Source organism: Pantoea sp. ACRSC (assembly GCF_022346785.1).
In the GTDB taxonomy this organism is placed as follows: Bacteria; Pseudomonadota; Gammaproteobacteria; order Enterobacterales; family Enterobacteriaceae; genus Pantoea; species Pantoea alvi.
Genome location: NZ_JAKRNN010000005.1, coordinates 192,673 through 215,723 on the forward strand (window position 1 = coordinate 192,673; position 23,051 = coordinate 215,723).

General features: G+C 57.9%; 22 protein-coding genes and 1 pseudogene. 9 read left to right on the forward strand and 14 right to left on the reverse strand.

Annotation, left to right across the window (positions count from 1 at the left end):
- Window positions 1–49: 49 nt before the first annotated feature.
- The gene (locus MHZ97_RS08065; protein ID WP_374044242.1) at window positions 50–2,374 is read right to left on the reverse strand and encodes a TonB-dependent receptor domain-containing protein; all 2,325 of its coding nucleotides are present in this window, start codon (window positions 2,372–2,374) and stop codon (window positions 50–52) included.
- Between the two features lie 249 nt (window positions 2,375–2,623).
- On the opposite strand from MHZ97_RS08065, the gene MHZ97_RS08070 reads away from it, so the two are divergent.
- Window positions 2,624–2,911: a SelT/SelW/SelH family protein gene (locus MHZ97_RS08070; protein ID WP_239314278.1), complete on the forward strand. Its 288-nt coding sequence runs from the start codon at window positions 2,624–2,626 to the stop codon at window positions 2,909–2,911.
- 10 nt (window positions 2,912–2,921) lie between these two features.
- Here the strand turns inward: MHZ97_RS08070 and MHZ97_RS08075 are convergent, their stop codons facing one another.
- From MHZ97_RS08075 to MHZ97_RS08090, 4 genes are all read right to left on the reverse strand, one after another.
- Window positions 2,922–3,458, reverse strand: coding sequence for a PadR family transcriptional regulator (locus MHZ97_RS08075; protein WP_239314279.1), 537 nt, complete (start codon window positions 3,456–3,458; stop codon window positions 2,922–2,924).
- Window positions 3,459–3,540: 82 nt separating this feature from the next.
- On the reverse strand, window positions 3,541–4,332 hold the full coding sequence (locus MHZ97_RS08080) for a siderophore-interacting protein (RefSeq protein WP_239314280.1): 792 nt from the start codon (window positions 4,330–4,332) through the stop codon (window positions 3,541–3,543).
- A gap of 233 nt (window positions 4,333–4,565) precedes the next feature.
- Window positions 4,566–4,769 (reverse strand): hypothetical protein, encoded by a 204-nt coding sequence (locus tag MHZ97_RS08085; RefSeq protein WP_239314281.1) that lies wholly within the window; start codon window positions 4,767–4,769, stop codon window positions 4,566–4,568.
- A 185-nt stretch (window positions 4,770–4,954) separates the two neighbouring features.
- The gene (locus MHZ97_RS08090) at window positions 4,955–5,821 is read right to left on the reverse strand and encodes a helix-turn-helix domain-containing protein (protein WP_239314282.1); all 867 of its coding nucleotides are present in this window, start codon (window positions 5,819–5,821) and stop codon (window positions 4,955–4,957) included.
- Window positions 5,822–6,058: 237 nt separating this feature from the next.
- Between MHZ97_RS08090 and MHZ97_RS08095 the strand changes: the two genes are divergently transcribed.
- Entirely contained in the window at window positions 6,059–6,382 is a 324-nt protein-coding gene (locus MHZ97_RS08095; RefSeq protein ID WP_239314283.1) for a hypothetical protein, read from the forward strand.
- A gap of 10 nt (window positions 6,383–6,392) precedes the next feature.
- Here the strand turns inward: MHZ97_RS08095 and MHZ97_RS08100 are convergent, their stop codons facing one another.
- The 4 genes from MHZ97_RS08100 to MHZ97_RS08115 all read right to left on the reverse strand — a co-directional run bounded on the left by MHZ97_RS08100 (window position 6,393) and on the right by MHZ97_RS08115 (window position 10,144).
- Window positions 6,393–6,560 carry a DUF2474 domain-containing protein gene (locus MHZ97_RS08100; RefSeq protein ID WP_103794708.1) on the reverse strand — a complete coding sequence of 56 codons (168 nt, stop codon included), beginning with the start codon at window positions 6,558–6,560 and terminating at the stop codon, window positions 6,393–6,395.
- 1 nt (window position 6,561) lies between these two features.
- Complete coding sequence (gene cydB / locus MHZ97_RS08105) at window positions 6,562–7,566, reverse strand: cytochrome d ubiquinol oxidase subunit II (protein ID WP_103794707.1); 1,005 nt, start codon at window positions 7,564–7,566, stop codon at window positions 6,562–6,564.
- Between the two features lies 1 nt (window position 7,567).
- Window positions 7,568–8,992, reverse strand: coding sequence for a cytochrome ubiquinol oxidase subunit I (locus tag MHZ97_RS08110; protein ID WP_103794706.1), 1,425 nt, complete (start codon window positions 8,990–8,992; stop codon window positions 7,568–7,570).
- Between the two features lie 780 nt (window positions 8,993–9,772).
- Window positions 9,773–10,144, reverse strand: coding sequence for a helix-turn-helix domain-containing protein (locus tag MHZ97_RS08115; RefSeq protein ID WP_239314284.1), 372 nt, complete (start codon window positions 10,142–10,144; stop codon window positions 9,773–9,775).
- 103 nt (window positions 10,145–10,247) lie between these two features.
- On the opposite strand from MHZ97_RS08115, the gene MHZ97_RS08120 reads away from it, so the two are divergent.
- The 4 genes from MHZ97_RS08120 (at window position 10,248) to MHZ97_RS08135 (ending at window position 15,500) form a co-directional block, all read left to right on the forward strand.
- Window positions 10,248–11,102, forward strand: coding sequence for an SDR family oxidoreductase (locus MHZ97_RS08120; RefSeq protein ID WP_103794704.1), 855 nt, complete (start codon window positions 10,248–10,250; stop codon window positions 11,100–11,102).
- 183 nt (window positions 11,103–11,285) lie between these two features.
- Window positions 11,286–12,386 (forward strand): NADH:flavin oxidoreductase/NADH oxidase, encoded by a 1,101-nt coding sequence (locus tag MHZ97_RS08125; RefSeq protein ID WP_239314285.1) that lies wholly within the window; start codon window positions 11,286–11,288, stop codon window positions 12,384–12,386.
- Window positions 12,387–12,784: 398 nt separating this feature from the next.
- Window positions 12,785–14,443, forward strand: coding sequence for an alpha,alpha-trehalase (locus MHZ97_RS08130; protein WP_103794702.1), 1,659 nt, complete (start codon window positions 12,785–12,787; stop codon window positions 14,441–14,443).
- Window positions 14,444–14,546: 103 nt separating this feature from the next.
- Window positions 14,547–15,500: an aliphatic sulfonate ABC transporter substrate-binding protein gene (locus MHZ97_RS08135; protein WP_239314286.1), complete on the forward strand. Its 954-nt coding sequence runs from the start codon at window positions 14,547–14,549 to the stop codon at window positions 15,498–15,500.
- An 822-nt stretch (window positions 15,501–16,322) separates the two neighbouring features.
- Here the strand turns inward: MHZ97_RS08135 and MHZ97_RS08140 are convergent.
- The 3 genes and pseudogenes from MHZ97_RS08140 to MHZ97_RS08150 all read right to left on the reverse strand — a co-directional run bounded on the left by MHZ97_RS08140 (window position 16,323) and on the right by MHZ97_RS08150 (window position 19,128).
- On the reverse strand, window positions 16,323–16,499 hold the full coding sequence (locus MHZ97_RS08140; protein ID WP_103794700.1) for a general stress protein: 177 nt from the start codon (window positions 16,497–16,499) through the stop codon (window positions 16,323–16,325).
- 603 nt (window positions 16,500–17,102) lie between these two features.
- Window positions 17,103–17,924, reverse strand: a pseudogene (locus tag MHZ97_RS08145) (alpha/beta fold hydrolase).
- 259 nt (window positions 17,925–18,183) lie between these two features.
- Window positions 18,184–19,128 carry a sensor domain-containing diguanylate cyclase gene (locus tag MHZ97_RS08150; RefSeq protein ID WP_103794698.1) on the reverse strand — a complete coding sequence of 315 codons (945 nt, stop codon included), beginning with the start codon at window positions 19,126–19,128 and terminating at the stop codon, window positions 18,184–18,186.
- Window positions 19,129–19,373: 245 nt separating this feature from the next.
- On the opposite strand from MHZ97_RS08150, the gene MHZ97_RS08155 reads away from it, so the two are divergent.
- The 3 genes from MHZ97_RS08155 (at window position 19,374) to MHZ97_RS08165 (ending at window position 21,886) form a co-directional block, all read left to right on the forward strand.
- Window positions 19,374–20,156, forward strand: a complete 783-nt coding sequence (locus MHZ97_RS08155; protein WP_239314287.1) for an MBL fold metallo-hydrolase — start codon at window positions 19,374–19,376, stop codon at window positions 20,154–20,156.
- 72 nt (window positions 20,157–20,228) lie between these two features.
- The gene (locus MHZ97_RS08160) at window positions 20,229–20,753 is read left to right on the forward strand and encodes a TetR/AcrR family transcriptional regulator (protein WP_239314288.1); all 525 of its coding nucleotides are present in this window, start codon (window positions 20,229–20,231) and stop codon (window positions 20,751–20,753) included.
- Window positions 20,750–21,886, forward strand: coding sequence for an MFS transporter (locus MHZ97_RS08165; protein ID WP_239314289.1), 1,137 nt, complete (start codon window positions 20,750–20,752; stop codon window positions 21,884–21,886). Before MHZ97_RS08160 ends, MHZ97_RS08165 begins: the two co-directional genes overlap by 4 nt.
- On the opposite strand, the gene MHZ97_RS08170 is transcribed toward MHZ97_RS08165, so the two are convergent.
- Complete coding sequence (locus tag MHZ97_RS08170) at window positions 21,883–22,317, reverse strand: hypothetical protein (protein WP_239314290.1); 435 nt, start codon at window positions 22,315–22,317, stop codon at window positions 21,883–21,885. The two genes, MHZ97_RS08165 and MHZ97_RS08170, sit on opposite strands and share 4 nt — an antisense overlap.
- On the reverse strand, window positions 22,295–22,690 hold the full coding sequence (locus MHZ97_RS08175; RefSeq protein WP_239314291.1) for a polymorphic toxin type 44 domain-containing protein: 396 nt from the start codon (window positions 22,688–22,690) through the stop codon (window positions 22,295–22,297). Before MHZ97_RS08175 ends, MHZ97_RS08170 begins: the two co-directional genes overlap by 23 nt.
- Window positions 22,691–23,051: the final 361 nt, after the last annotated feature.

Below are 23,051 nucleotides of genomic sequence, written 5' to 3' on the forward strand. Positions count from 1 at the left end.
TTGCTCCCGTAAGAGAAGCGCCCTGCGCCTGCGCAGGGCGATCCAGTGATCAGAAATCGACGTTGACGCCCAGCTGGTACGTCCGGCCCGGCATAACCGCCAGCGCCAGATCGTTACGATCCTGCGCGGTATCGCTGGTCAGCGCGCGGCTGCTGGTGTAATCCCAATATTTGCGGTCGGTCAGGTTATAGATACCGCCGCTCAGCCTGACGTGTTTCGCTATCTGCCAGTAAGCCGTTGCATCCACCATGCCATATCCCGGCACGCGCATATACTCGCCGGTGGCATCAGCAATCGCCGCGCCGCTGTTGCTGTAGCTTTCGCGGTTAGTCTCCGTGGCGCGCTTGCCTTTCACAAAGGTGGCGGTGACGGCAGCACCATAGCCGCGCTGTGCGTCATCCCACGCCAGGCCGACGATCGCCTTCATCGGCGCGACGCTATCAAGGTCGACATATTTGTCCCCGGCGTAGCTCGATTTCGACTTCCCTTCGTTATAGCCCAGCGCAAAGGTGGCGCTCAGCCCGTCGACCTGCTGGAACCAGCTGCCAAAGTTCAGCCTGGTCGCCAGCTCAGCGCCGTAGATATAGGCTTTGTCGCGGTTTTCCGCCTGATAGGTGGTATAGATATTACCCGGCACGTTAACAAACTTATCGGGATTGCCAGCGCGGGTGTAGCGCGTATAGGCGATAAAGTTTTTATACCGGTTATAGAACAGCGAGCCGTTTACCGTTACGCCTTTTACCGGCTCGCCTTTCAGGCCCCACTCAACATCGTTGCTGGTTTCGGTGTCGAGATCCGTATTGCCCACCAGCGCGTACTGGGCGCGGCCGGCGTAGCTGGAGCCGAGGTTCCAGGAGCCGTAAAGCTGGCTGGCGGTCGGGAATTGCACGCCGCGCTTGTACTGCAGATAAGTGGTGAGCGTCGGCGTCAGATCGTACTGGAAGGTGAGCGATGGCAGCACCTCGGTATCGCTGTTGCCGGATCCGTAGAGCGTTTCCAGCTGCGTCTCGTTCAGCACGCTGCTGCCGGCGGCGAGACTGGAGAGGTTGCGCGGTTTGGTATTTTGATAGATCACCCGCACGCCGGGAACGATCGCAACGTTATGGCTGTTGAGATCGACGTTAATCTTGTCCTGCAGATAACCGGCAACGGTGTAGCTGCGGCTGTCGGCCTGCGGCTGCATAATCACGCTGTACTGGCTCTGCACGGGCGACTGGCGGAACGGGCGCTCGGTATTTTCCGTGCGGGCGTTGACGCCGGCGCTTAGCTCATGGCGGCCGACGGTTTTGCTGGCGCGGGTGTCGAAGCCCAGGCTGCGCGTGTTGTAATCCGAATAGACGCGTTCATAGGCGCGGGCGCTGGCCGGCATCCAGGTATTGTCGTGGGATTCGGTTTTCTGCCAGTAGAGCCGCGTGGTCAGCGTATCCAGCAGGTCGCTATAGGGCGTCCACTCATCCGCCAGGCTGACGCCAAAACGGCGCGTGTCGCTCTGCTGCTGCGCAGTGCCCCAGATGGTGTTGCCAGAGCTATCCCAGCCGTCGTAGTGGGTGTGGTTGGTTTTATGGTAGTAGTCAAAGGTGGCGCTCAGCTTGTGGAGATCGTTGGGCTGCCAGATGCCGGAGGTCATAAAGGCGTCGGAGTGCCAGTTAGCCGGGTAAGCATCCTTTACGCCGCTGTTGTTTTGGGTTTCCTGGCCGTCGCGACGGCTGTAAACAAACAGCCCGCGCAGCTCATCGTCCCCCGCCGCCGCCGTGATGCCGTTGTGCCAGCTGCGGCTGGAAGAGTCGTAGTTGCTCTGATAGCCGAAGAAGGTGGTTTTGGCGCTGCTCAGGTAGTCGTCGGCGCTTTTGTTATGGAAAGAGACGTTGCCGCCGATAGAGGCGTTAGGCTGATCGACCGCCGTGGCACCTTTTTCAATCTCGACGCTGCTGAACATATAGGGATCGATATAGTCGCCGCGGCCGATGCCGAAGGTGTTATTGCCGGCGCGGCTGGCGTAGGCGCGGCCGGTGGCGTTCGGCAGCGGAATGCCGTCAACGTCGAGGCCGACGCGATTGCTCTCCAGCCCGCGAATGTTGTAGCCGCTGTAGCCGGCGCGGTCGAAGCCGCTTTTGCCCGAGGAGGAGCCGCCCGCCGAGCCCTGGGCGGCGATCAGCGGCTCATATCGCATAATGGCGCCGAAGTCGTTCGCGCCGCGCTTTTGCAGATCGACTACGGTCAGAGTGGTTGAATTGCCCGCTTTCGGCTTCGGCGCGGTAACGGTCATCACCGTATCGCTGCTTTCTGCGCTGGCGGCGTAGCCGCAGGCGGCGTGAACAGATGAGGCCAGCAGCGCGATTTTACACAGCCGCTGATGGGTCAGTCCCTGGAAGATTAAAGACATAAGCGCAAATACCTTTTTGATTGTTAGTATTTGCTCACTTACTTGCTGTCAGTAGCTAAATGCCGGTTTCGTAAATAAAACCGTAAAGAGAAATGTTATTTTTATTACGAATTATTTCGCCAGAAATGTAATGCAAGTGGTAATCATTATCAACTAGCTTTAAAGTAAGATGTATCTTACACCGCACGATTTGCTAAGCTGCCCCGTGCGCCCTTCTCTTTTTCGCTATGGAAAAACGCTATGACTGAGAAACCGTCCGTCACCATTCACTACTGCACGCAGTGCAACTGGATGCTGCGCTCCGCCTGGATGGCGCAGGAGCTGCTGCAAACTTTCGCGGACGATCTGGCGGCGGTTACGCTTAAACCAGGCACCGGCGGCGTTTTCGTGATTACCGTTGATGGCGAAACAATCTGGGAGCGTAAGCGCGACGGCGGTTTTCCCGACGCGGCGGCGCTGAAGCAGCGCGTGCGCGACCGCTGCTTCCCGGAGCGTTCGCTGGGTCACGTGGACAAGAACAAGCCCTGAGGCCGTGGCGTTAGCTGGCGGCGATCTTATCCGCCGCCGCATTCAGCGCATCAACCACCTTTTGCAGCGTTTCCGGCGAGATATCTTCCTGCGACAGGCGGCTGTTGAGCGTAACGCGCATGCGGTGAATCGCCCGATCGACATCAGGAAGGCTGCGGTTGTTCACCAGCACCGCCAGCGACGAGAGACGCTCAATAAGGTGATCGATATGCGCCTGCTGTTCGGCGAGCCGCGCGCGTCCCGCCGCATTCAGCGTATAGGCCTTGCGCGACGCCTGCGCATCCACCACGCGGATAGCGTCCATCTCTTCCAGCAGCGTCAGGTTGGGGTAAATAATGCCGGGGCTGGGGGAGTATTCCCCTTTAGAAAGCTCTTCAATTGACTTGATCAGCTCATAGCCGTGCGCATCGTTTTGCGCGAGGAAGTGCAGCATCAGCAGGCGGATATCGCTGGCATCCAGCATCTTTTCACGACGTTTACGGCGACCGCCGCACCCGCCGCGCGAGGCGGAATCCTGATGACACGAAAAAGCCGGATCCTGTTTCATTGCCTGCCTGAAGGGGAGTTTTTACGGGAGGATGATAGTAGTCCGCCGCCTGGCAAAATTCAACACGGGCGGCGGCGGTGGCTTATCTGGCGTGCCAGTAAGCGACGGCGCGCACAAAGGCGGCATCCAGGCCGCGACGCTCCACAAAGTAGTCGCCGAGCGCCCTGGCAAACGCGCCTTCACCGGTCAGCCAGATAAAGTAGTCCTCCTGCGGCACGGCGATGTTATCCAGCTCGGCGATCAGCGCGTCAAGCTTACCCGCCTGCGCCGCGCCGCTGCCGAGCCAGCGCACGTTCACGCCGGTCAGATCCGGCAGGTAGTCGCGCCCGGTCGCTTCATCCACGCAGGCGAACAGATGCAGATCCTGCGCTTCGGCAGCTGCCATGCGCCGCTTCAGGGCCGGCAGGCTGGTTTCATCGCAGACGTAGAGCTGGAAGGCGTAGTCGGTGGGCACCACCAGCGAGCCGCGCGGGCCGCCGATAATTAACTGCTCGCCCTCCTGCGCCCGCTGCGCCCAGCCGCTGGCGACGCCGCCCTCATGGATATAGAAATCGATCGTCAGCGAGGACTCGCCATCGAAGGCGAGCGGCGTATAGTCGCGCGCCGGCGGACGAGCGCCCTCCGCCCAGACGACGCCTTCGTCAGTCATCTGCGGCAGCGGCAGCGCCGCGCTGCCTCCCTGCGGGAAGAAGAGTTTGATATGGTCATCAAAGCCCGGCGAAGCGAAGCCCGCCAGGTCGCTGCCGTGGAAGACCACGCGCCAGAATTCACCGGCGATTAACGTTTTGCTGGCGACGGTAATGCGGCGGAAACGCAGTTCGTTACGCACGCGCTGCGGCGCGCGGCTGCGGGAGGCTCGGTTGTCGGAATGCATGGGTTCTCCTTTTACGCAGCTGGCCGGGCCGTGGGCTGCAAACGTCAGTGCACAGGTTAATTCATGAATGATTCTCATTTGAGGCGCTCAGATTACTCATGATATATCTTAGGCGCAAGGATCGATTGTGCTATTTCCGCGCAGCCGAAAACCTGCGCGGGCGAGCGCCTGCACAGGTTTTACCAGGAAGAGAGACAGAGCGAAGGCGCGTCCCGGATGGGCGCGCGTAGCGATCAGAGGGTGTCGCTTAAGGCGTCTGAGCGGAACGGCTGTTGCGACTGCTGCGGCAGCGCATTGTCGCCCAGGATTTCGTGCTGGGCTGGCTGGGCATGCGGATGCAGGCCAGCAGGCGGCGTAAAGGGTTCAGCCATTTGGGCGCTGGCGAAAAGCGGCAACGCAGCAATCGCCGTAACAAGGAACAGCGTAGAAAGTTTCATGATTGTCGTCGTGTTAACTGTCTGGTTCAGAAAGAACCTGAAAGGCAGATGAATATCCAGTCCGGCAGGCCATATGCAAGATATCCGCATGGCTTCCGGGTTAAGGCAGGAATTTTACGCCAGATAACGCATTCATTTTATAAAATCGTGCGGTTTATCACGTTTCACCGCACGAAAAGCTGCTGTCAGCTCTGCGTGACCGGAATTGAGAAGAGGCCGACCAGCGCATCCGGCGTTGAGGCTTTCATATCCAGCCGCAGCAGATCTTTGCCCTGGCGGCGCGCGACGCCCAGCGCGGGCAGATGTACATAATAGAGATCGGCGATAAAGCGCGTTAGCTGTTCCGGCGCGCCCTGCCAGGGAACGGTGGCGTAGAGGCCGCGCGCTGAGGTCCAGTTGACGATTTGCGCTCCCAGTATGTCGGCGTGCTGGCTCTCCAGCGCCTGGAACAGGCTGATATGCTGCTGTTCCGCCGCCGAGCTGCCTGGGCCGTACTGAAAGCCGAGCCAGCCGCGCTCGACGTGGGGCGACGCCAGCTGCACGAAATGGCGCGCCTGCTGCGCGACGGTTTGCGCATGGTCGCGCACGTAGTCGCCGAATTTGCACTCCCACTCGATCAGTTCGCCGCGCAGCTGCAGCTCATCGCGCTCCACCAGCTGCGCCTTTAGCATTTCGCCATGTACTGAGATTGGCCCGTGAAAGCTTTTCAGCTGTAGTTCGGGCACGCGGCGAAAGGCGCCCGGCGTGAGGGAGAAGTGGCTTTTGAAGACGCGAGTGAAGTTTTGCTGGTTATCGAAGCCGAAACGCACCGCGATGTCGATCAGCGGCAAGCGCGTCAGGCGCAGCGCCATAGCGGACATGGTCAGGCGACGCTTGCGCGTGTAGGCCGCCAGCGTCTGGCCGGTCATTTCTTTGAACATGCGCTGCATGTGCCATTTGGAGTAGCCGGATTTGAGGGTGATCAGATCGATATTGAGGTCGTCGGTCAGATTCGCCTCAATCCAGTCCACCAGATCGCTGATGTACTGTTTTTTAACGTTCAGGCTGAGCATTCGGTGTGGATCGTAGAAAATTTTGCGAGATTAGTCACATAATTATAACAAGAACGTTTTAGGTATGTAAGAAAGGGTAAATGAAGCCAGAGTTAAGCGCGGCTAAATGGCACTTTATGTTTAGCCTGATAACTGAACAGTAGAGTGTGGCAGAGGGCGCTTTTGTTACGGGGGTGGGTGCGGGTAAGCAGGTGCAGGTGCAGGTGCAGGGGCCAGTGCAGTGCAGTGCAGACGCGGATGGCATGGCCCGATCGCAAAGTCGCTTTACGCATCCCTGCTCGCTCGGCCCGCGACTTCCCTGTCGCGGGACGCTTTGCTCCTCGGGCCATGCCATCCGCGTTTCAACTTTTGTGCGGTTTTTTACAGGATGAGCGTTGCTTGTTGCTGTTTGCGTTTCAGCTTTTGTGCGGTTTTTTTTCAGGGCGGGAGTTGTTTGTTGCTATTGGCGTCTCAACTTTTTGGCGGTTTTTTGCAGGACGAGGGTGGCTTGTTGCTATTGGCGTCCGCGCCGATATCCGCAGCATAAAAAAAGGCTGGCAGAGCCAGCCTTTACATCGTTAACCAGAAACCACTAGTGGCTGCGCATGCCTGCCGCAGTCATCATCATCCGGAACAGCGTAGCCACGACACCGAGTGCCAGCACGCTTGCTCCATAGATCACCACCAGCCACAGGATGCGTTTCCACAACGGGGCTTTGGTTTCCTTGTGGTTTTTCACGCTGCCGACCTCGGTTCGCATATCAATGGTATCCTTCGTCTGCTTTGATTTTCCCGCGGAACACGTAGTAGCTCCAGAAGGTGTAGCCCAGGATCATCGGAATAATTAACAAGCTGCCTACCAGCATAAAGGCCTGGCTAATCGCTGGCGACGCTGCCTCCCAGATGGTCACGGAAGGCGGAATAATGTTCGGCCACACGCTAATGCCCAGGCCGGAGAAGCCGAGGAAAATCAGCGCCAGCGTCAGCAGGAACGGCGAATAGTGCGCCTCGCGCTTGATGGCGCGCACAATGCCCCACGAGCAGAGCAGCACCAGCACCGGAACCGGCAGGAACCAGTAAAGGTTTGGACGGGTGAACCAGCGCTGTGCGATGGCGTCATGGCTGAACGGCGTCCAGAGGCTGATAATGCCCACTACCACCAGCAGCGCGATCACCAGCGGCGTCGCCAGCGCGGACATCTTACGGTGCAGCTCGTTCTCGGTTTTCATAATCAGCCAGGTACAGCCCAGCAGCGCATAGGCGATAACCAGACCCACGCCGCAGAACAGCGGGAACGGCGCCAGCCAGTCCATCGCCGAACCGCTGAAATGACGGCCCGTCACCTGGATGCCGTCGAGCATCGCGCCAACCGCCACGCCCTGGCTAAAGGTCGCCAGAACTGAACCCGCGACAAAGGACTTGTCCCAGAATGCGCGGTGCGTCTCGGTCGCCTTAAAGCGGAACTCGAAGGCGACGCCGCGGAAAATCAGGCCAATCAGCATCGCCGTCAGCGGAATAGAGAGCGCATCGGCAATCACCGAGTAAGCCAGCGGGAAGGCGCCATACAGGCCTGCGCCGCCCAGCACCAGCCAGGTTTCGTTACCGTCCCAGACCGGCGCGACGGTGTTAACCATCATGTCGCGCTCGACCGCGTCCTTGTTAAAGGGAAACAGCAGCCCGATACCGAGATCGAACCCGTCCATAACGATATACATCAGGGTGGCGAAAACGATAATCGCGAACCAGATAATGGAAAAATCGATCATTTTATTTCCCCTCCTGCGGATCGTTCAGACTTTCATGCGCCGCAGAGAGCGGACGAGCCGGGGTTTTGCCGTGGCCTGGACCGCCGTGACGTACATCCTTGCCTTCGCCGGTAAGCGGGCCTTTCTTAATCAGACGGACCATATAGATGTAACCCACGCCGAACACCGCGGAGTAGACCAGGATAAAGGCCAGCAGGCTGATGCTCATATGCAGATCGCCATGACCGGAAACCGCGTCGATGGTGCGCTGCACGCCATAAACTACCCACGGCTGACGACCGATTTCCGTCGTAAACCAGCCCGCCAGCAGCGCGATCAGGCCAGACGGCCCCATCAGCAAGGCAAACCACAGGAACGGACGTGACTGGTAGAGACGGCCTTTATAGCGTAGCCACAGGCTGACCACGCCGAGCGTAATCATCAGCAGCCCCATCGCCACCATCACGCGGAACGACCAGAAGATAATCAGCGAGTTAGGACGATCCTCTTTCGGGAAGGTCTTCAGCGCCGGCACCTGCTTATCGAGGCTGTGCGTCAGGATCAAACTACCGAGATAGGGAATTTCCACCGCGTATTTGGTGCGCTCCTCATCCATGTCCGGGATACCGAACAGGATCAGCGGCGTCGCTTCGCCCGGCGGGTTTTCCCAGTGGCCTTCAATCGCGGCGATTTTTGCCGGCTGATGCTCAAGGGTATTCAGGCCGTGCGCGTCGCCTATCATCGCCTGAATCGGCGCGACAATCAGCGCCATCCACAGTGCCATAGAGAACATTTTGCGGATCGCCGGGTTGTCGTTGCCGCGCAGCAGATGCCATGCGCCGGACGCACCGACAAAGAAGGCGCTGGCAAGGAACGCCGCCACCGACATATGGAACAGGCGATAGGGGAACGAGGGGTTAAAGATGATTTTTAACCAGTCCTCTGGCACCACAATCCCGTTCTGAATCAGGTAGCCCTGCGGCGTATGCATCCAGCTGTTGGAGGCGAGGATCCAGAAGGTGGAGATCAGGGTACCGAGCGCAACCATACAGGTGGCAAAAAAGTGCAGCCCAGGCCCGACGCGGTTCCAGCCGAACAGCATTACGCCGAGGAAGCCCGCCTCAAGGAAGAAGGCGGTCAGGACTTCATAGGTGAGCAACGGCCCGGTAATGCTGCCCGCGAACTGCGAGAAGCCGCTCCAGTTGGTGCCGAACTGATAGGCCATCACCAGCCCCGAGACTACGCCCATGCCGAAGTTAACGGCAAAGACTTTGGACCAGAAGTGATAGAGATCGCGATAGGTTTCGTTACGGCTTTTTAGCCACATCCCTTCGAGCACGGCCAGGAAGCTGGCGAGGCCGATGGTAATGGCGGGAAAAAGGATGTGAAAGGAGACAGTAAACGCGAACTGTATCCTGGCCAGATGAAAGGCGTCTAATCCGAACATTGCTTACCTCGTTGCCACATATAACACCATATATTTACTTATAGTTAACAACTTAAGCACAGCGTTAATATTTACGCTGCGCTTGAGCCAATACCGACGCGAATTTATAAGAACTCGCGCCTGACAAACAGAAACACTTTGGGATGCAAAAACTATAACAGCGTTTTTTGATTTTGGTCATTGTTTTTGTCCGCAATTACCTATTTTATCGCAACGTTTTAGGTTAATTCACAGGCTTCAATGTGACATCTTTGTTATTTATTGTTGCATGTTTACAGCAGAGAGGAAGTCCGGCGGCACAGCGCGCCTTTCGCGCTGCAATGCCCTGTTTTGGCATATTATTTTATCTATACCCACAGCTGAAAAGCGGTCAATTTTGCAGTTCACCGCGGCGCTTAATGAAAGTAAATGAAGCATTTAGGCCATTAAGAATCTTTTTTAAAGCGTTACGTTTAAAAAACGGCTTTTATGCGCACCAGCCATTATCCCTATTTCCGCCACGCTTAATTAACGGCGTCGAAGAGATGAAATAAAGTTGTTAATAAAATTCAGGCCCGCCTTAGCGGGAATAAAGGGATCAGCGCCAGTTTTTATTCAGGGCGGATATTGACCGTGCTGCATCGCCTGCGCGCACTTGCTTCAGCCACGGCGGATTCTGGCTGGCGCGCTGGCACCGCATAAGCAGCGCGCGCCTTAGCGGGCAGGCGCGCGCAGCTGGCGGTCGCGCGCTATGCTCTGGTAAGGGTAACGCTTTCGCTTACCCGGTGATAAGGGCCGCGCTCAGGCTTTGTCACGCGGCGCCAGAATACGGTTTACGTTTAGCTCCAGCCAGTCTGCCAGGCCGACCACCTGCCCTTGCAGCTCCTGGCCGAGCGGTGTCAGGCGATATTCCACATGCGGCGGCACCACGTCATAGGCGATGCGCTCAACGAAACCGTCCTCTTCCATATGGCGCAGCGTCTGCGCCAGCATGCGCTCGCTGACGCCGCCAACGGCGCGGCGCAGCTCGCTAAAGCGCAGCGTGTTGTGGCGCAGCGCGAGGAAAATCAGCACGCTCCAGCGGCTGGTAACGCGCTTGAGCACCTCGCGTGACGGGCAGTTGACGTTGAGCAGTTCGCCGCGGCTAAATTTTTCACTTATTTTTTCAGACACTTAATTTTGCCTCTCCAAACTAACAAAGCTGTAAGTACTTACGAAAAGTTAGCGCATATCCTACTCTTGCTGGCGACAACAACAAACCTGAAGGAGAGAGAAAATGATTGCAGTCACAGGCGCAACCGGCCAGCTGGGCCGTCTGGTTATTGAAGCGCTGCTGAAAAAAGTGCCGGCGGAACAGATTGTCGCCGCCGTGCGATCGCCGGAAAAAGCCGCTGACCTGGCGGCGAAAGGGGTGACGGTGCGTAAGGCGGACTACAGCCAGCCGGATACCCTGATGTCAGCCTTTTACGGCGTCGACAACCTGCTGCTCATCTCCGGCAGCGAAGTTGGCCAGCGCGAAGCGCAGCATAAAGCGGTGATTAACGCGGCTAAGTCAGCCAGCGTAAAATTTATCGCCTATACCAGCCTGCTGCATGCGGATCGCTCGCCGCTGGGCCTCGGCGTCGAACATCGCGCCACCGAGGCGCTGCTGCAGGCCTCAGGCATCCCGTTCGCGCTGCTGCGCAACGGCTGGTACACCGAGAACTACGCGGCCAGCATCGCCCCGGCGCTGACGCATCACGCCTTTATCGGGTCGGCGGGCGAAGGACGTATCGCCTCGGCTGCGCGCCGGGATTACGCCGAAGCGGCGGCAGAGGTCATCAGCCGGGACGATCAGGCGGGCAAAATTTATGAGCTGGCGGGCGACGACAGCTATACCCTGGCGGAATTTACTGCAGAGATCGCGCGCCAGTCCGGCGAGCAGCTGGAGTACGTCAACCTCTCTCCCGCCGAGTACGCCTCCGCGCTGAAAGGCGCTGGCCTGCCGGACGGTCTGGCGGAGATGCTGGCGGACTCAGACAAGGGCGCATCGCAGGGCGGCCTGTTTGACGACTCGCGCAGCCTGAGCAAACTGATCGGCCGCGCCACCACGCCCTACCAGGAGGTGATCGGGGCAACGCTGGCGAAGTAAGAAAGTCGCAGATTTGCCGATCGACGTCGCCCTCTTGCGCAGCACAGGGAGCGTAGGCTGCGGGCGACGTCTCAGGATAGAGTGCACAGCGAATCGGCCCCGTTTTTCCCCTCTCTGCCGCTGCCTGCGGCGCGTCCTGCGGGAAAACAGGCGGCTGAAATACCCCATGACCATGAGGATGCTATGTCTCTGTTTTCTGAATTCCGTCTGAAAGACGTTACGCTGCGCAACCGCATTGCGGTGCCGCCAATGTGTCAGTACAGCGCCGAGCAGGGCCTGGTCAACGACTGGCATCGCGTACACTACGCGACGCTGGCGCGCGGCGGCGCGGGCCTGGTAGTTGTCGAAGCAACTGCGGTTTCGCCGGAAGGCCGCATCACGCCGGGCTGTCTGGGTCTGTGGGATGATGCGCAGGCCGAAGGGCTGGCGCAGGTTGCACAGGCGATCAAAGCGGCGGGCGCCGTGCCGGGCATCCAGATCGGCCACGCCGGTCGCAAAGCGAGCGCCAACAAACCCTGGGAAGGTGACGACCATATCGCGGCTGACGACGGACGCGGCTGGGAGACCCTCTCCCCTTCCGCCGTCGCCTTCAGCAACAACCTGCCGCAGGTGCCGCGCGCCATGACGCTCGACGATATCGCGCGCGTGCGCAACGACTTCGTGCAGGCGGCCATTCGCGCGCGCGATGCCGGCTATGAGTGGCTGGAGCTGCACTTCGCTCACGGCTATCTGGCGCAGAGCTTTTTCTCGGTACACGCCAACCAGCGCACCGACCAGTATGGCGGCGACGCCTCGGGCCGCAGCCGCTTCCTGCGCGAAACCTTCGACGCGGTGCGCGAAGTCTGGCCGGAAAACCTGCCGCTGACCGCGCGCTTTGGCGTGCTGGAGTATGACGGCCGTGACGAAGAGACGCTGGCTGAAGCGATCGATCTGACGCGCTACTGGCGCACCAACGGGCTCGATTTGCTGAGCGTCAGCGTCGGCTTCTCCACGCCGGACACAAATATTCCGTGGGGCACGCCCGCCTTCCTGGCGCCGATTGCCGAACGCATTCGTCGCGAGGCGGATATCGCCGTCGCCTCTGCGTGGGGCATCGATGCGCCGCATATCGCTAACGCCACCGTCGAAAAAGGCCAGCTTGATCTGGTAATGGTCGGCCGCGCGCACCTGAAGAATCCGCACTGGCCTTATCAGGCGGCGCTGGCGCTCGACAAGCCGCAGCCGTCATGGGTGCTGCCTGCACCTTATGCGCACTGGCTGGAGCGCTATCGCGTCAGCGAGTAAATTCGCATGACTTCGCCGTCCTAAAAGCGACGCCGCAGGCGGACATGCGGCGGGTATTTTGTTCGCAAACCCCGGTGCCCTCTCTGGAGGGCCCTGTTGCTAACTGCACAAAAATGCCACAAATAGCTCATTTCACAGCGAGGCGGCAACGCCCTTTTTTGTCAATTTTTGCCACTTTTTTTCAGCCTCCCGTTATTTATTTCTTTTCTACAAAGATTACTCCTAAATAGATGTTTTAAGCGCAGCGCGTTATTTGCTTGATAACCAGAGCAATTCCGCTAAATAGCCTGTTGATAGACAATTTTTATTACGTTCATAGATATTCTGCATTGTTGTTTGAGCCTGCCATAAGTCTATAATTTTCCTTTTACGAACCCCTCAGACTCCAGGAGGCCGCTATTAATACTTATCGCCAGCAACTCAACGCATTCGATGAGGTTCGCAACGGGGCGGAAGTTGAGTATCAATACGATCCCCATGAGGTCAGACTCGATCGTATGGAGGACTCTGAGCCGGAGCCGGAGCTGATTGAAGGCCTGCCCGCGCCGGATGCGCTCACGCCTGCCGATCGCTACATGGAGCTGTTCGAGCATGTGCAGATGTCGCGCATCTTCGAAGACAGCAAAACCTTTCCGGACTGTTCGCCTAAATACGATCCGCTGGACGTATTAATGCGTTATCGTCGTCAGAAACGCAGCCGCGATTTCGATCTGGCGCGCTTCGTGTCGGACCATTTTTATTTACCGGGGATAAACGAAAGTTTTTATGTTTCGAACCCCGATAAAACGCTGAACGAGCATATTGATGCCCTGTGGCCGGTATTAACTAAAATGCCGCAGCAGCATCTGCCGCATTCGTCTCTGCTGCCGCTGCCTAAACCCTATGTGGTGCCCGGTGGCCGCTTTGGCGAAACCTATTACTGGGACTCTTACTTCACCATGCTCGGCCTGGCGGAGAGCGGACGCGACGATCTGCTGCGCCATATGGCGGACAACTTCGCGTGGCTGATCGACAACTATGGCCATATTCCCAACGGCAACCGTACCTACTACCTGAGCCGTTCGCAGCCGCCGGTCTTTGCACTGATGGTCGAGCTGTTTGAAGAGGATGGCGTGCGCGGCGCAAAACGTTATCTCGACCAGCTGATGAAAGAGTATCAGTTCTGGATGGACGGTGCGGGCGCGCTGATGCCGCGTCAGGCCTACCGCCACGTGGTACGTATGGCTGACGGCTCGCTGCTGAACCGTTACTGGGACGACCGCGATACGCCGCGTGACGAGTCCTGGATTGAAGATGTGGAAACCGCGAGCCACTCCAGCCGTCCGGCGAGTGAGGTCTATCGCGATCTGCGCGCGGGCGCGGCGTCCGGCTGGGACTACTCTTCCCGCTGGCTGCGCGATCCCAAACGTCTGTCGAGTATTCGCACTACGCAGTTTATTCCGATCGATCTCAATGCGTTCCTCTATAAACTGGAACTGATGATCGCCACCCTCTCTCACGCTAAGGGTGAAGAGCTGACCGCGCTGGCGTGGCAGAAAAAAGCGGAAGCGCGCAAACGCGCTATTAACCGCTATCTGTGGGACAGCACGGCGGGCGTCTACCGCGACTACGACTGGCGCCGCGAGCGCTTTGGCGCCTTTACCGCCGCCGCCGTGGTGCCGCTGTTTGTCGGCCTGGCGACGCCGAAACAGGCGCATCTGCAGGCTATCGCGCTGCGCCAGCTGCTGCTGACCAGCGGCGGGCTGGTTGCCTCAATGGTTGAGAGCGGCGAGCAGTGGGATAAACCCAACGGCTGGGCACCGCTGCAGTGGATGGCGGTTATTGGCCTTAATCAGTATGGCGAAGAGACGCTGGCGACGGAGATCGCGGTAAACTGGCTTACCACGGTGAACAACTTCTATCAGCTGCATCATAAGCTGGTAGAAAAGTATGACATCAGCGGCGAGCGTGCTCGTCCCGGCGGCGGCGGCGAATACCCGCTGCAGGACGGCTTCGGCTGGACGAATGGCGTAACGCGTCGCCTGATGGCGATGTATGGCCATCTGATGGCCGACTAGCGCATTCCCGCGCTGGCGCAAAGCTTATGCAAAAAAGGCGTTTAGCGCGTCCCTGACGCGCTTTTATCATCATTCCGATGATAACCCTCTGACAGGAACGCCCATGAAACCTTTTCGTCCGTTACGGGGCGGTGTGCTGTTGCTCACCGCCCTTTTCTCTTTCGCTACGCACGCAGATAACACCCTTCGTATCGGCTATCAGAAATCCTCTACGCTGCTGACGCTGATCAAGCAGCGCGGCGATCTCGACAAAACGCTGGCGGCGCAGGGGGTGAAGGTCAGCTGGCATGAATTCTCCAGCGGGCTGCCGCTGCTGGAGGCGCTAAACCTCAATAACGTCGATCTCTCGGCTGACGTCGCCGACACCGTGCCGCTGTTCGCTCAGGCGGCGGGCGCCAGCCTTACCTACTATGCGCGTGAAACCCCTTCGCCAGCGGCGCAGGCGATTCTGGTGCCTGCCGACTCGCCGATAAAAACGCTGCAGGATCTGAAAGGGAAAAAAATCGCCGTAACCAAAGCGGCGGGCAGCCACTATTTGCTGATCGCCGCGCTAAAAAAGGCCGGCTTGCGCTTCAGCGACATTTCGCCCGCCTGGCTGACGCCCGCTGACGGACGCGCAGCGCTGGAGAACGGTAGCGTCGCTGCCTGGGTCACCTGGGAACCCTATGTCACCAGCGCGCAGGTCGAACAGCATGCGCGCGTACTTGCCAGCGGTAAGGGACTGGCAAACTATCAGCGCTACTACCTCGCCTCCTCCTCTTACGCCACGGCTAATCCGCAGGTGCTCAACAGCGTCTATCGGGCGCTGAAGCAGGAAGCCGCCTGGCTGAAAGCTCATCCTGCCGAGGCGGCGGCGCAGCTTTCACCGCTGTGGGGCAGGCTGCCGGTCGCGACGATCGAGCAGGCCAATGCGCAGCGCAGCTATCAGGTCGAACCGGTGAAGAAAAGCGATCTGACGGAGCAGCAGACCATTGCCGACGCGTTCTATGAGGCGAAGCTGCTGCCGACGCGCATTGATGCGCAGGCACCAGCCACCTGGCAGCCCACGACGCCCTGACCCTCTCGCTGGCTCAGCCGAGCCAGCACCCTTTGTCCGTTAGCCTTAAATAAGAGTAAGCACGTACTTTCATCAGGTAGCCTGATATACCTGGATTTGATCCTGATATCTAATTAAGACAGCCTGCTTGCCGCTTATCCAGACATCTTTTAAACCGAGGCTGGCGATATTTAGCGCGCTGGCGAAGAGACCTTTCCATCACGCTAAGCTGCTGTAATCAGAGCGATGTTGATGCACACGCCCCTCCGGCAGAAGGCAATAAAACCGGCTATCACATTTTGTCCACACGGGCTGGCGGCTAACGCCTGCGGCTATTCCCTTTTTTGGCTCAACCAGGATGGTCTCCATCCTTCTTACAATCCTTCATTGGGGCGCTATAAAGAAGGCGGGCTTTCCCACCCTAATTTCATAAAAAAGTTATCCGCTATTCTACAAAAGTGGCATGTTAAATGCATTTTTCTATTGCCGCCAATGAGTTAGCTCAAACTTCTTTTGTATAACGGGTGAATTTTAAATCTCTTTTCTTTACCGATAATTGTACAAGATGCAGCGCGTTGTATAATTTAACGTGTTTTTTTCATAATCAATTTTGGTTATAGGTCACGATGTGAAACTGCAAATTAAGCTTTCGTTGCGTCCTCTTTACATAAAAAGCAATAAAAAAACCGGACAGGGAAAAGACCGTGTCCGGTTTAATTAAGGCGATCCTGGTTTCCTGAGAAAGACAGGAACATGCTCTTGTCTGGGAGATTTCGCAAGGAGAACTAAAAGAGTAAAAAGATGACTCACCCGCGGTCAGATGTTGACAGCCAACCCATCTAACTAATTGATATTTGAGCTACGACGACTGATTTTTCCTCCCTTCCGTCCGGCTTCGATTGCGCGCTCAGGATTGTTTTTGAAATTGCCGCCGCTTTTCTGGCCGCCTTTTCTACCCGCTTCCGCTGCACGTTCACGATCAACCGCAAAGTTTCCAGCTCCACCACGATATTGAGACATACTGTGTTCCTCTTAAGGATTAATAATAAAAATATCACAGCCTACGCTTCATCAGCATTGATGGCGCAGGGTTAAATGTAGCTTTTAAAAATAATGGATCAAGTATTGGTTGCCAGCAAATTTTAAAAGCTTGCAGGCAATAACAAACAAATCAACAGGCCAACTATTTCTTGAGGAAATCATGTTTATCCGTTATCAGAGAGTTAAAAACCTCAATTGTTATCCATTATTTAGCGCTATAACGGCTCAAAAGCGGACTATTTAACCTTTACTCTGGACGAATACGCTTATTTAAGCGAAGCGTAAAGAAGGCGGCAAAGAACCGTTAAAAGCGAAGCGGTTGATCAGAAAATGATCTTTTTTATTAGAAAAATAAGATAATTCCTCAACGAAAAGGCGACGCGTAAACGCTTAATAAAGCGAAACGGCTTGAAAGGCTATTCCACGCGCTAAACCAGTACAAAAGATCGCTAAATACCCCCTCCCCCCTTGATTAACAGCGACTTTTTTCCTGCCCATTATTTTTCATTCTTTGATTAAGCGAAGCGTAAATAAAAAACGCCCTGTCAGGGCGTTTGTATCCGCGGTTCTACAGCGTTCTCGTTAATGCTGCTGTAAAAATGCCAGCAGATCCTGGTTAAGCTGCTCCTGATGCGTCACGGCGAAACCATGCGGGCCGTTCTCATAAACCTTAAGTTCCGATCCGGCGATCAGTTCGTGCGCCAGCTTACCGGTCGCTTCAAACGGCACGATCTGGTCGTTGCTGCCGTGAATAATTAGCGTTGGCACGTCGACTTTCGCCACGTCGGCGCGGAAATCGGTTTGCGAGAAGGCGGTAACGCAGTCGAGGGTGCCTTTCAGCGACGCCAGCAGCGCGATATTCAGCGTCTGGGTCAGCACGCCGTCGGAGACGGTCTGTCCAGCGTTGATGCCGTAGAACGGCGTGGCGAACTCTTTGATAAACTGCGCGCGATCGTTACGCAGCCCGGCAATAATGTTGTCGAACACCGCTTTTTCCGGCCCTTCCGGGTGATCGGCGGTTTGACCGAAGATCGGCGTCACCGCGCCAAGCAGCACCAGGCTTTTCACTTTTTCCGTGCCCTAACGGCCGATATAGCGCGTTACGTCGCCGCCGCCCATAGAGAAGCCCACCAGCGTAATATCGCTCAGCCCCAGATGTTCAATCAGGCCGTGGATATCTTCGGCAAAGGTATCGTAGTTATACCCTTCCCACGGCTGATCGGAGCGACCAAAACCACGACGGTCGAAAGCGATGGCACGGTAGCCGTTTTCAGCCAGGTGAACCAGCTGGCTCTCCCACATATCCGCATCAAGCGGCCAGCCGTGGCTGAACAGAACCGGCTGCCCTTTACCGTAATCTTTGAAGTAAATACGTACGCCATCTTTCGTCGTGAAGGTGCTCATATCTGCTCTCCGTTATCAGTGAGGTTGTGTCTCGCTAATCAAACTAACCTGGGGGCACGATAAAACCTAAAGCAGAAATTTTAATAAGTCGTTCAGGAATTTTAACGAGCAAGGGGGTGAAAAATCCTTGGCACGCCGTGGGGAGATTTTTCAGGTGATGCGACCCTGGTCGCGCGGGGGGCTAGCTGTGGATGCCGCTGCTGATGTTTTTACTGAAAAACTGGCTGCTTCCGCCGGGATAGCGGCGGCGGCGGGCGTATCAGCCCAGCCCAACGCCGTTTTTGCCGTTGCGTTTGATGCGGTACATCGCCTCGTCGGCGCGGCTCAACGCTGCGCTGAATCCCTCCTGCGCCTGCGCCTGCACGATGCCGATCGACGCGCCGATGGTCGCCGTGCCGTTCTCCAGCTCAAAGGGGGTCAGCGCCGCCTGCAGGCAGGCGCGACCTACCTGCGCCACCAGGGGATCGTCCTGGCCGTACGGCATCAGCAGCACAAACTCGTCGCCGCCCAGTCGCCCCGCCACCACCGGCTCGGGGCAAACCCCGCTCAGGCGCTGGCTAAGCTGGATTAGCAGGCGGTCGCCGCTGCGATGGCCGAAGGTGTCGTTTACATGCTTGAAATCGTCGAGATCGATAAAGGCGACGCAGAGCGCGTTCTCTCTGCGCATCTGGCTGAAGGCGTTGCGCAGGGCGTGACGGTTAGCGAGCTGCGTCAGAGGATCGTGATTCGCCAGCATCGCCAGCTGCGATTCATACTGCTTCTCTTTTGTCATATCGATATGGGTGCCGGTGACCTTCAGCGGTCTGCCCTGCTCATCCCATTCGCTGATGCGGCCGCGATCCAGCACCCAGGTCACACCGCCGTTTTTGGCGATCATCCGGTGTAGCGCCTCGTAGTAAGGCGCTTTGCCTTCGATATGGTCGTAAAAGGCTTTCAGCACCTCGGCAGCGTCGTCGGGATGCAGACTCTCTTTCCACTCGGAGAAAAGCGCCCGGCTCTCTTTTGGCTGATAGCCCAGCATCGCCCCCCAGCGCCGGTTAAAGATCACCAGCTTGCCCGAGGGGATATCCAGCTGCCACAGGCAAAGGCCGGTGCCGTCCAGCGCCGCGTCGAGCTTGCTGCGGGCGTCATGCGCTATACGCTTGAGTCGCGCATTATGCTTTTTCAAAATCTGTATCTGCTGGCGCAGCGCTTCGTCAGACATGGCACGCGGACATTGAGAAATAAGATGTATTTTGCCTGTGCGGATTTTTCTGTAAAGAGAAGCGCTGGAAACGTGATCAGCCGCGCTTTATCGGCTTAACCGCAAGATTTTATCCGGTTTAAATCCGGCTTTCCGCATACTCGGCGGCAAGGGGCGTCATTTCCCCACTTTGCAGGGCGATCCTTCGCCCGGGCGTCTGGCAGCTATAGTCAGTCAGAGTAACCCTGATTCTGGAGGCTTTAACCATGAAACTTTGCGCCACCTGCGGCACCGCTTACGCGGAAGTTTTACCGCCGCGCTGCCATATCTGCGAGGACGAACGGCAGTGGGTGCCCGCCGCCGGACAGCAGTGGACCGATTTTGCTGCGCTCACCCGCAGCCATCAGAATAAATGGCAGCAGCTTGAGCCGGGCCTGCTCAGCATCAAAACCGTGCCGGACTTCGCTATTGGTCAGCGCGCCCTGCTGCTGCGCAGCGGCAGCGGCAATATCCTCTGGGACTGCATTGCCAACCTGGATCCCGCCACCGCTGAGTTGATCCACGCGATCGGGGGCCTTTCCGCCATCGCTATCTCGCATCCGCACTACTACACCACCATGCAGGCCTGGGCGGAAGCGTTTAACGCGCCGATCTATCTGCACGGCGACGATCGGCAATGGGTGATGCGCGACAGCGACGCCATTCAGTTCTGGCAGGGCGAGACGCTGCCGCTAAACAGCGAAGTCGATATCGTGCGGCTCGGCGGCCATTTCGCCGGCGGCAGCGTGCTGCACTGGAAAGCCAGCGGCGGCGTGCTGCTGGCGGGTGATATTATTCAGGTCGCGCCGGGCAAAGATGCGGTCTCCTTTATGTGGAGCTATCCCAATATGCTGCCGCTCTCCGCCACGACGGTAAGCGAGATGCTGCGCCGCTGCGACGCGCTGGCCTTTTCACGCCTCTATGGCGCGTTCGAAGGACAGGATGTGACACAGGAGGCGAAGGCGATCGTAATGCGATCCGGGGCGCGTTACCTGCGCTGCCTGGCCTAATCTGGCCCTGGCGGAAAAATAAATCGTCGCTGCCGCTACGCAAAAGTAAAACGATCGGTTTACTTTTAAGAGATGAACAAACGCGACGATATTTTGCAGGCGGCCGAGAGGCTGTTCTACAACAACGGCTTTCATGCCACCAGCACCGACCAGATTTGCCGGGAAGCGGGCGTCTCGACGCGCACGCTCTATCACCACTTCGCCTCGCGCGAGGCGCTAACCATCAGCGTGATGGCGGCGCGCCGGGCGCGATTTTTCGGCGACCTGCTGCCTGCGCAGCATCCGCAGGCGCTGCAGCGGCTGTTTGAGACGCTTGCCGAATGGACAGAGCAGTATGGCGCGCAGGGCTGCTTTTTTATTAAGGCCTGGGGCGAATATGCGGAGAAAGACGCGATGCTGGCGGCGCATGCGCTCGACTATCGCTATGCGCTGCGCCGCTATATCGGCGACTGCGTCGCGGATGAACGTCTGGCAAATGCGGTGTGGATGCTGTTTGAGGGCGCGGTAATCTCAGCGCTGATGCTTGGCGCGGACGCGGCAAAGCATGCAGGCGACGCCGCCGCGCGGCTGATGCTGCCGCGCGAGGAGCAGCCATGAGATCCGCTATTGCGCTGGGCGTTACCGGCTTCTCCCTGATTGCCGTCACCTACGGCATGGCGCGCTTTGCCTGGGGCCTGATGATGCCTGCGGTGATGAAAGAGATCCCGTTCAGCGTCCATCTCGCCGGCATTGTCACCGCCTGCAGCTATATCTCCTACTGCCTCGCCACCGCCGCCGCGCCCTGGCTGGTGGCGCGCTTCGGCGCCAGAGCGTCGGCCTGCCTCGCCGCGCTCTGCGCCGCAGGCGGACTGCTGCTGCTCGCCTGCGCCTTTTCGCCGCTGATGCTCGCCGCCGGGCTGTTTATCGCCGGGCTGAGCGCGGGGGTCGCTTCGCCCGCCATCGCCAGCGCGGTGAGCGACGCTCTGCCGCCTGCGCAGCAGGATGCCGCCAATACCGCCATCAACGCCGGCACCAGCGCGGGCATTATGCTTTCCGTGCCGGTGCTGCTGCTCTTACCCGGCGGCTGGCGCGCCGCCTGCGTCGCCTTTGCGCTGCTGGCGTTGCTCTGCCTGCTGCCGGCGCGACGCTATCTGCCTGCGGATCGGCGCGCCAGGCAGGACGATCGCGCGGGCTGGCGCGATCTGATCCGTCAGCGGTCGCTGATCCGTCTGGCGATCGTGGCGTTTATCAGCGGATGCGCCAGCGCGGCCTGGTGGAGCTTCGGCCCCGATATTCTGCGTAATCACCTTCATCTGGACGCGCGCACCAGTAGCCTGCTGTGGCTGATCGGCGGCGGCGCGGGCATTGCGGGCGCGCTCACCGGCGCGGCACGGCGTGCACTCAGCCTGGTGCAGATCTATCGGCTGTCGCAGCTCTGTATGGCGCTGCCGCTGCTGCTGCTGGCGAGTCTGGGGGGCTTTTCATGGTGGCTGTTTCCCGCCGTGGCGCTGGGCGGCGCGGGCTACGTGACGCTTTCCGGCGTATTGCTGGTCTATGGCGCGGCCGCGACCCCCGCATCGCCGGCCTCCGGCGTCGGCGTCGCGTTCTTTATGCTGGCGGCTGGTCAGGTGGCGGGTTCGGCGCTGTTTGGCGCGGTCTATGCTGGCCTGAGCGCAGGGGTGGCGCTGGCGGGATTTGCCGCGCTGGCGCTGGCGCTGATGGCGGTGCTGCCGGGCGCGCGAAATGGCTAGTTTATCTGGTAAGAAAGGCTGAGCGTGACGGCGTTTCCCTCGGCGCGGTAAGTCGCTGTTCGTTCTAAAGATAAGACATTGCCGCTGTAGACAATTTTCACCTTGTTGTTATCGTCTTCCGTAATGGCTGAAAGGGTTCCATCGCCTATAAGGAACGGCGTTTGCTGTTCTAGCTGCTGTGCTTGCGCTTTACTGTTGCCGCGCAGTTCGCCTGAAAGAAAGTAGCGATAGATAACCGGAACGGTCGCGCCGCCGCTGTCATTGCGGGTGGTATAGAGCCACAGGCGTTCGTTAATCTGATGGCTGCCCTGTAGAACGTCGCAAGAACGGTCGTCAGGAGAGTGGTTGAGCCAGAAAAAGAGTGCGGCGACTGCTAATACGCCAGCCGTAACGAAGCGGTAAATCCCTTTAAAAGCCATGTTGACGCGCATACGCTATTCCCTCCCTGATAGCGCGTTGATCGGCTGGATCGTCGCCATAGGGAGCATCGCCGTACCACGCTCCCCATATTTCCTTTGAGGTTCCAGCATGCAATTGAGCCCATCCGGCTCCCATCAACAATATACCGGCAGGTATACCCGCAGCCGTGCCGGCAGCGCCAAAATTGAAATTGCCGAATTCAGCCCAGTAAGGATTAAATTGCTTATAGTCCCAGGGACCCCGATTACGGATTTTTTGATAGAACCAGTAATACGTTTGAGGTAATGCCTTATCGCGTCCGTAGCAACGACCACGTGCCTCTTGCATATTGTTTTGTAGAATTTGCCAACCGCCGCTCGGGCCGATCAAAGGTGGAGATGCCATCCATGACTCCTGACAGATTTCAGTCTGGCTGTTTAATATACAAGATTATGAGCAGGATTAGCGTGAACTAAGCGCGCTGACAGGCTGAATCAACTGTCATCTGGCAATCAATATTGAGCAACGGTGAAGGGGGAGATAAATTTCAACGGAGCGGGAATGTCTGGGCTGAAGCTTGCCAGCGTGTAGACAAGCAATAGTCAGCCACGCTTTACTTGTACCAGCCTGTCTAACGCCATTCCACACAAAAGCAAAAACCCAGCCATAAGGCTGGGTTCTCTAATTAGTGGTGCCCGAACCCGGACAAAAATGCCGGGAGCATTTTTGCTTTGTCGCGCCTGCGCGGCAAACCCGCAGGGCGAGC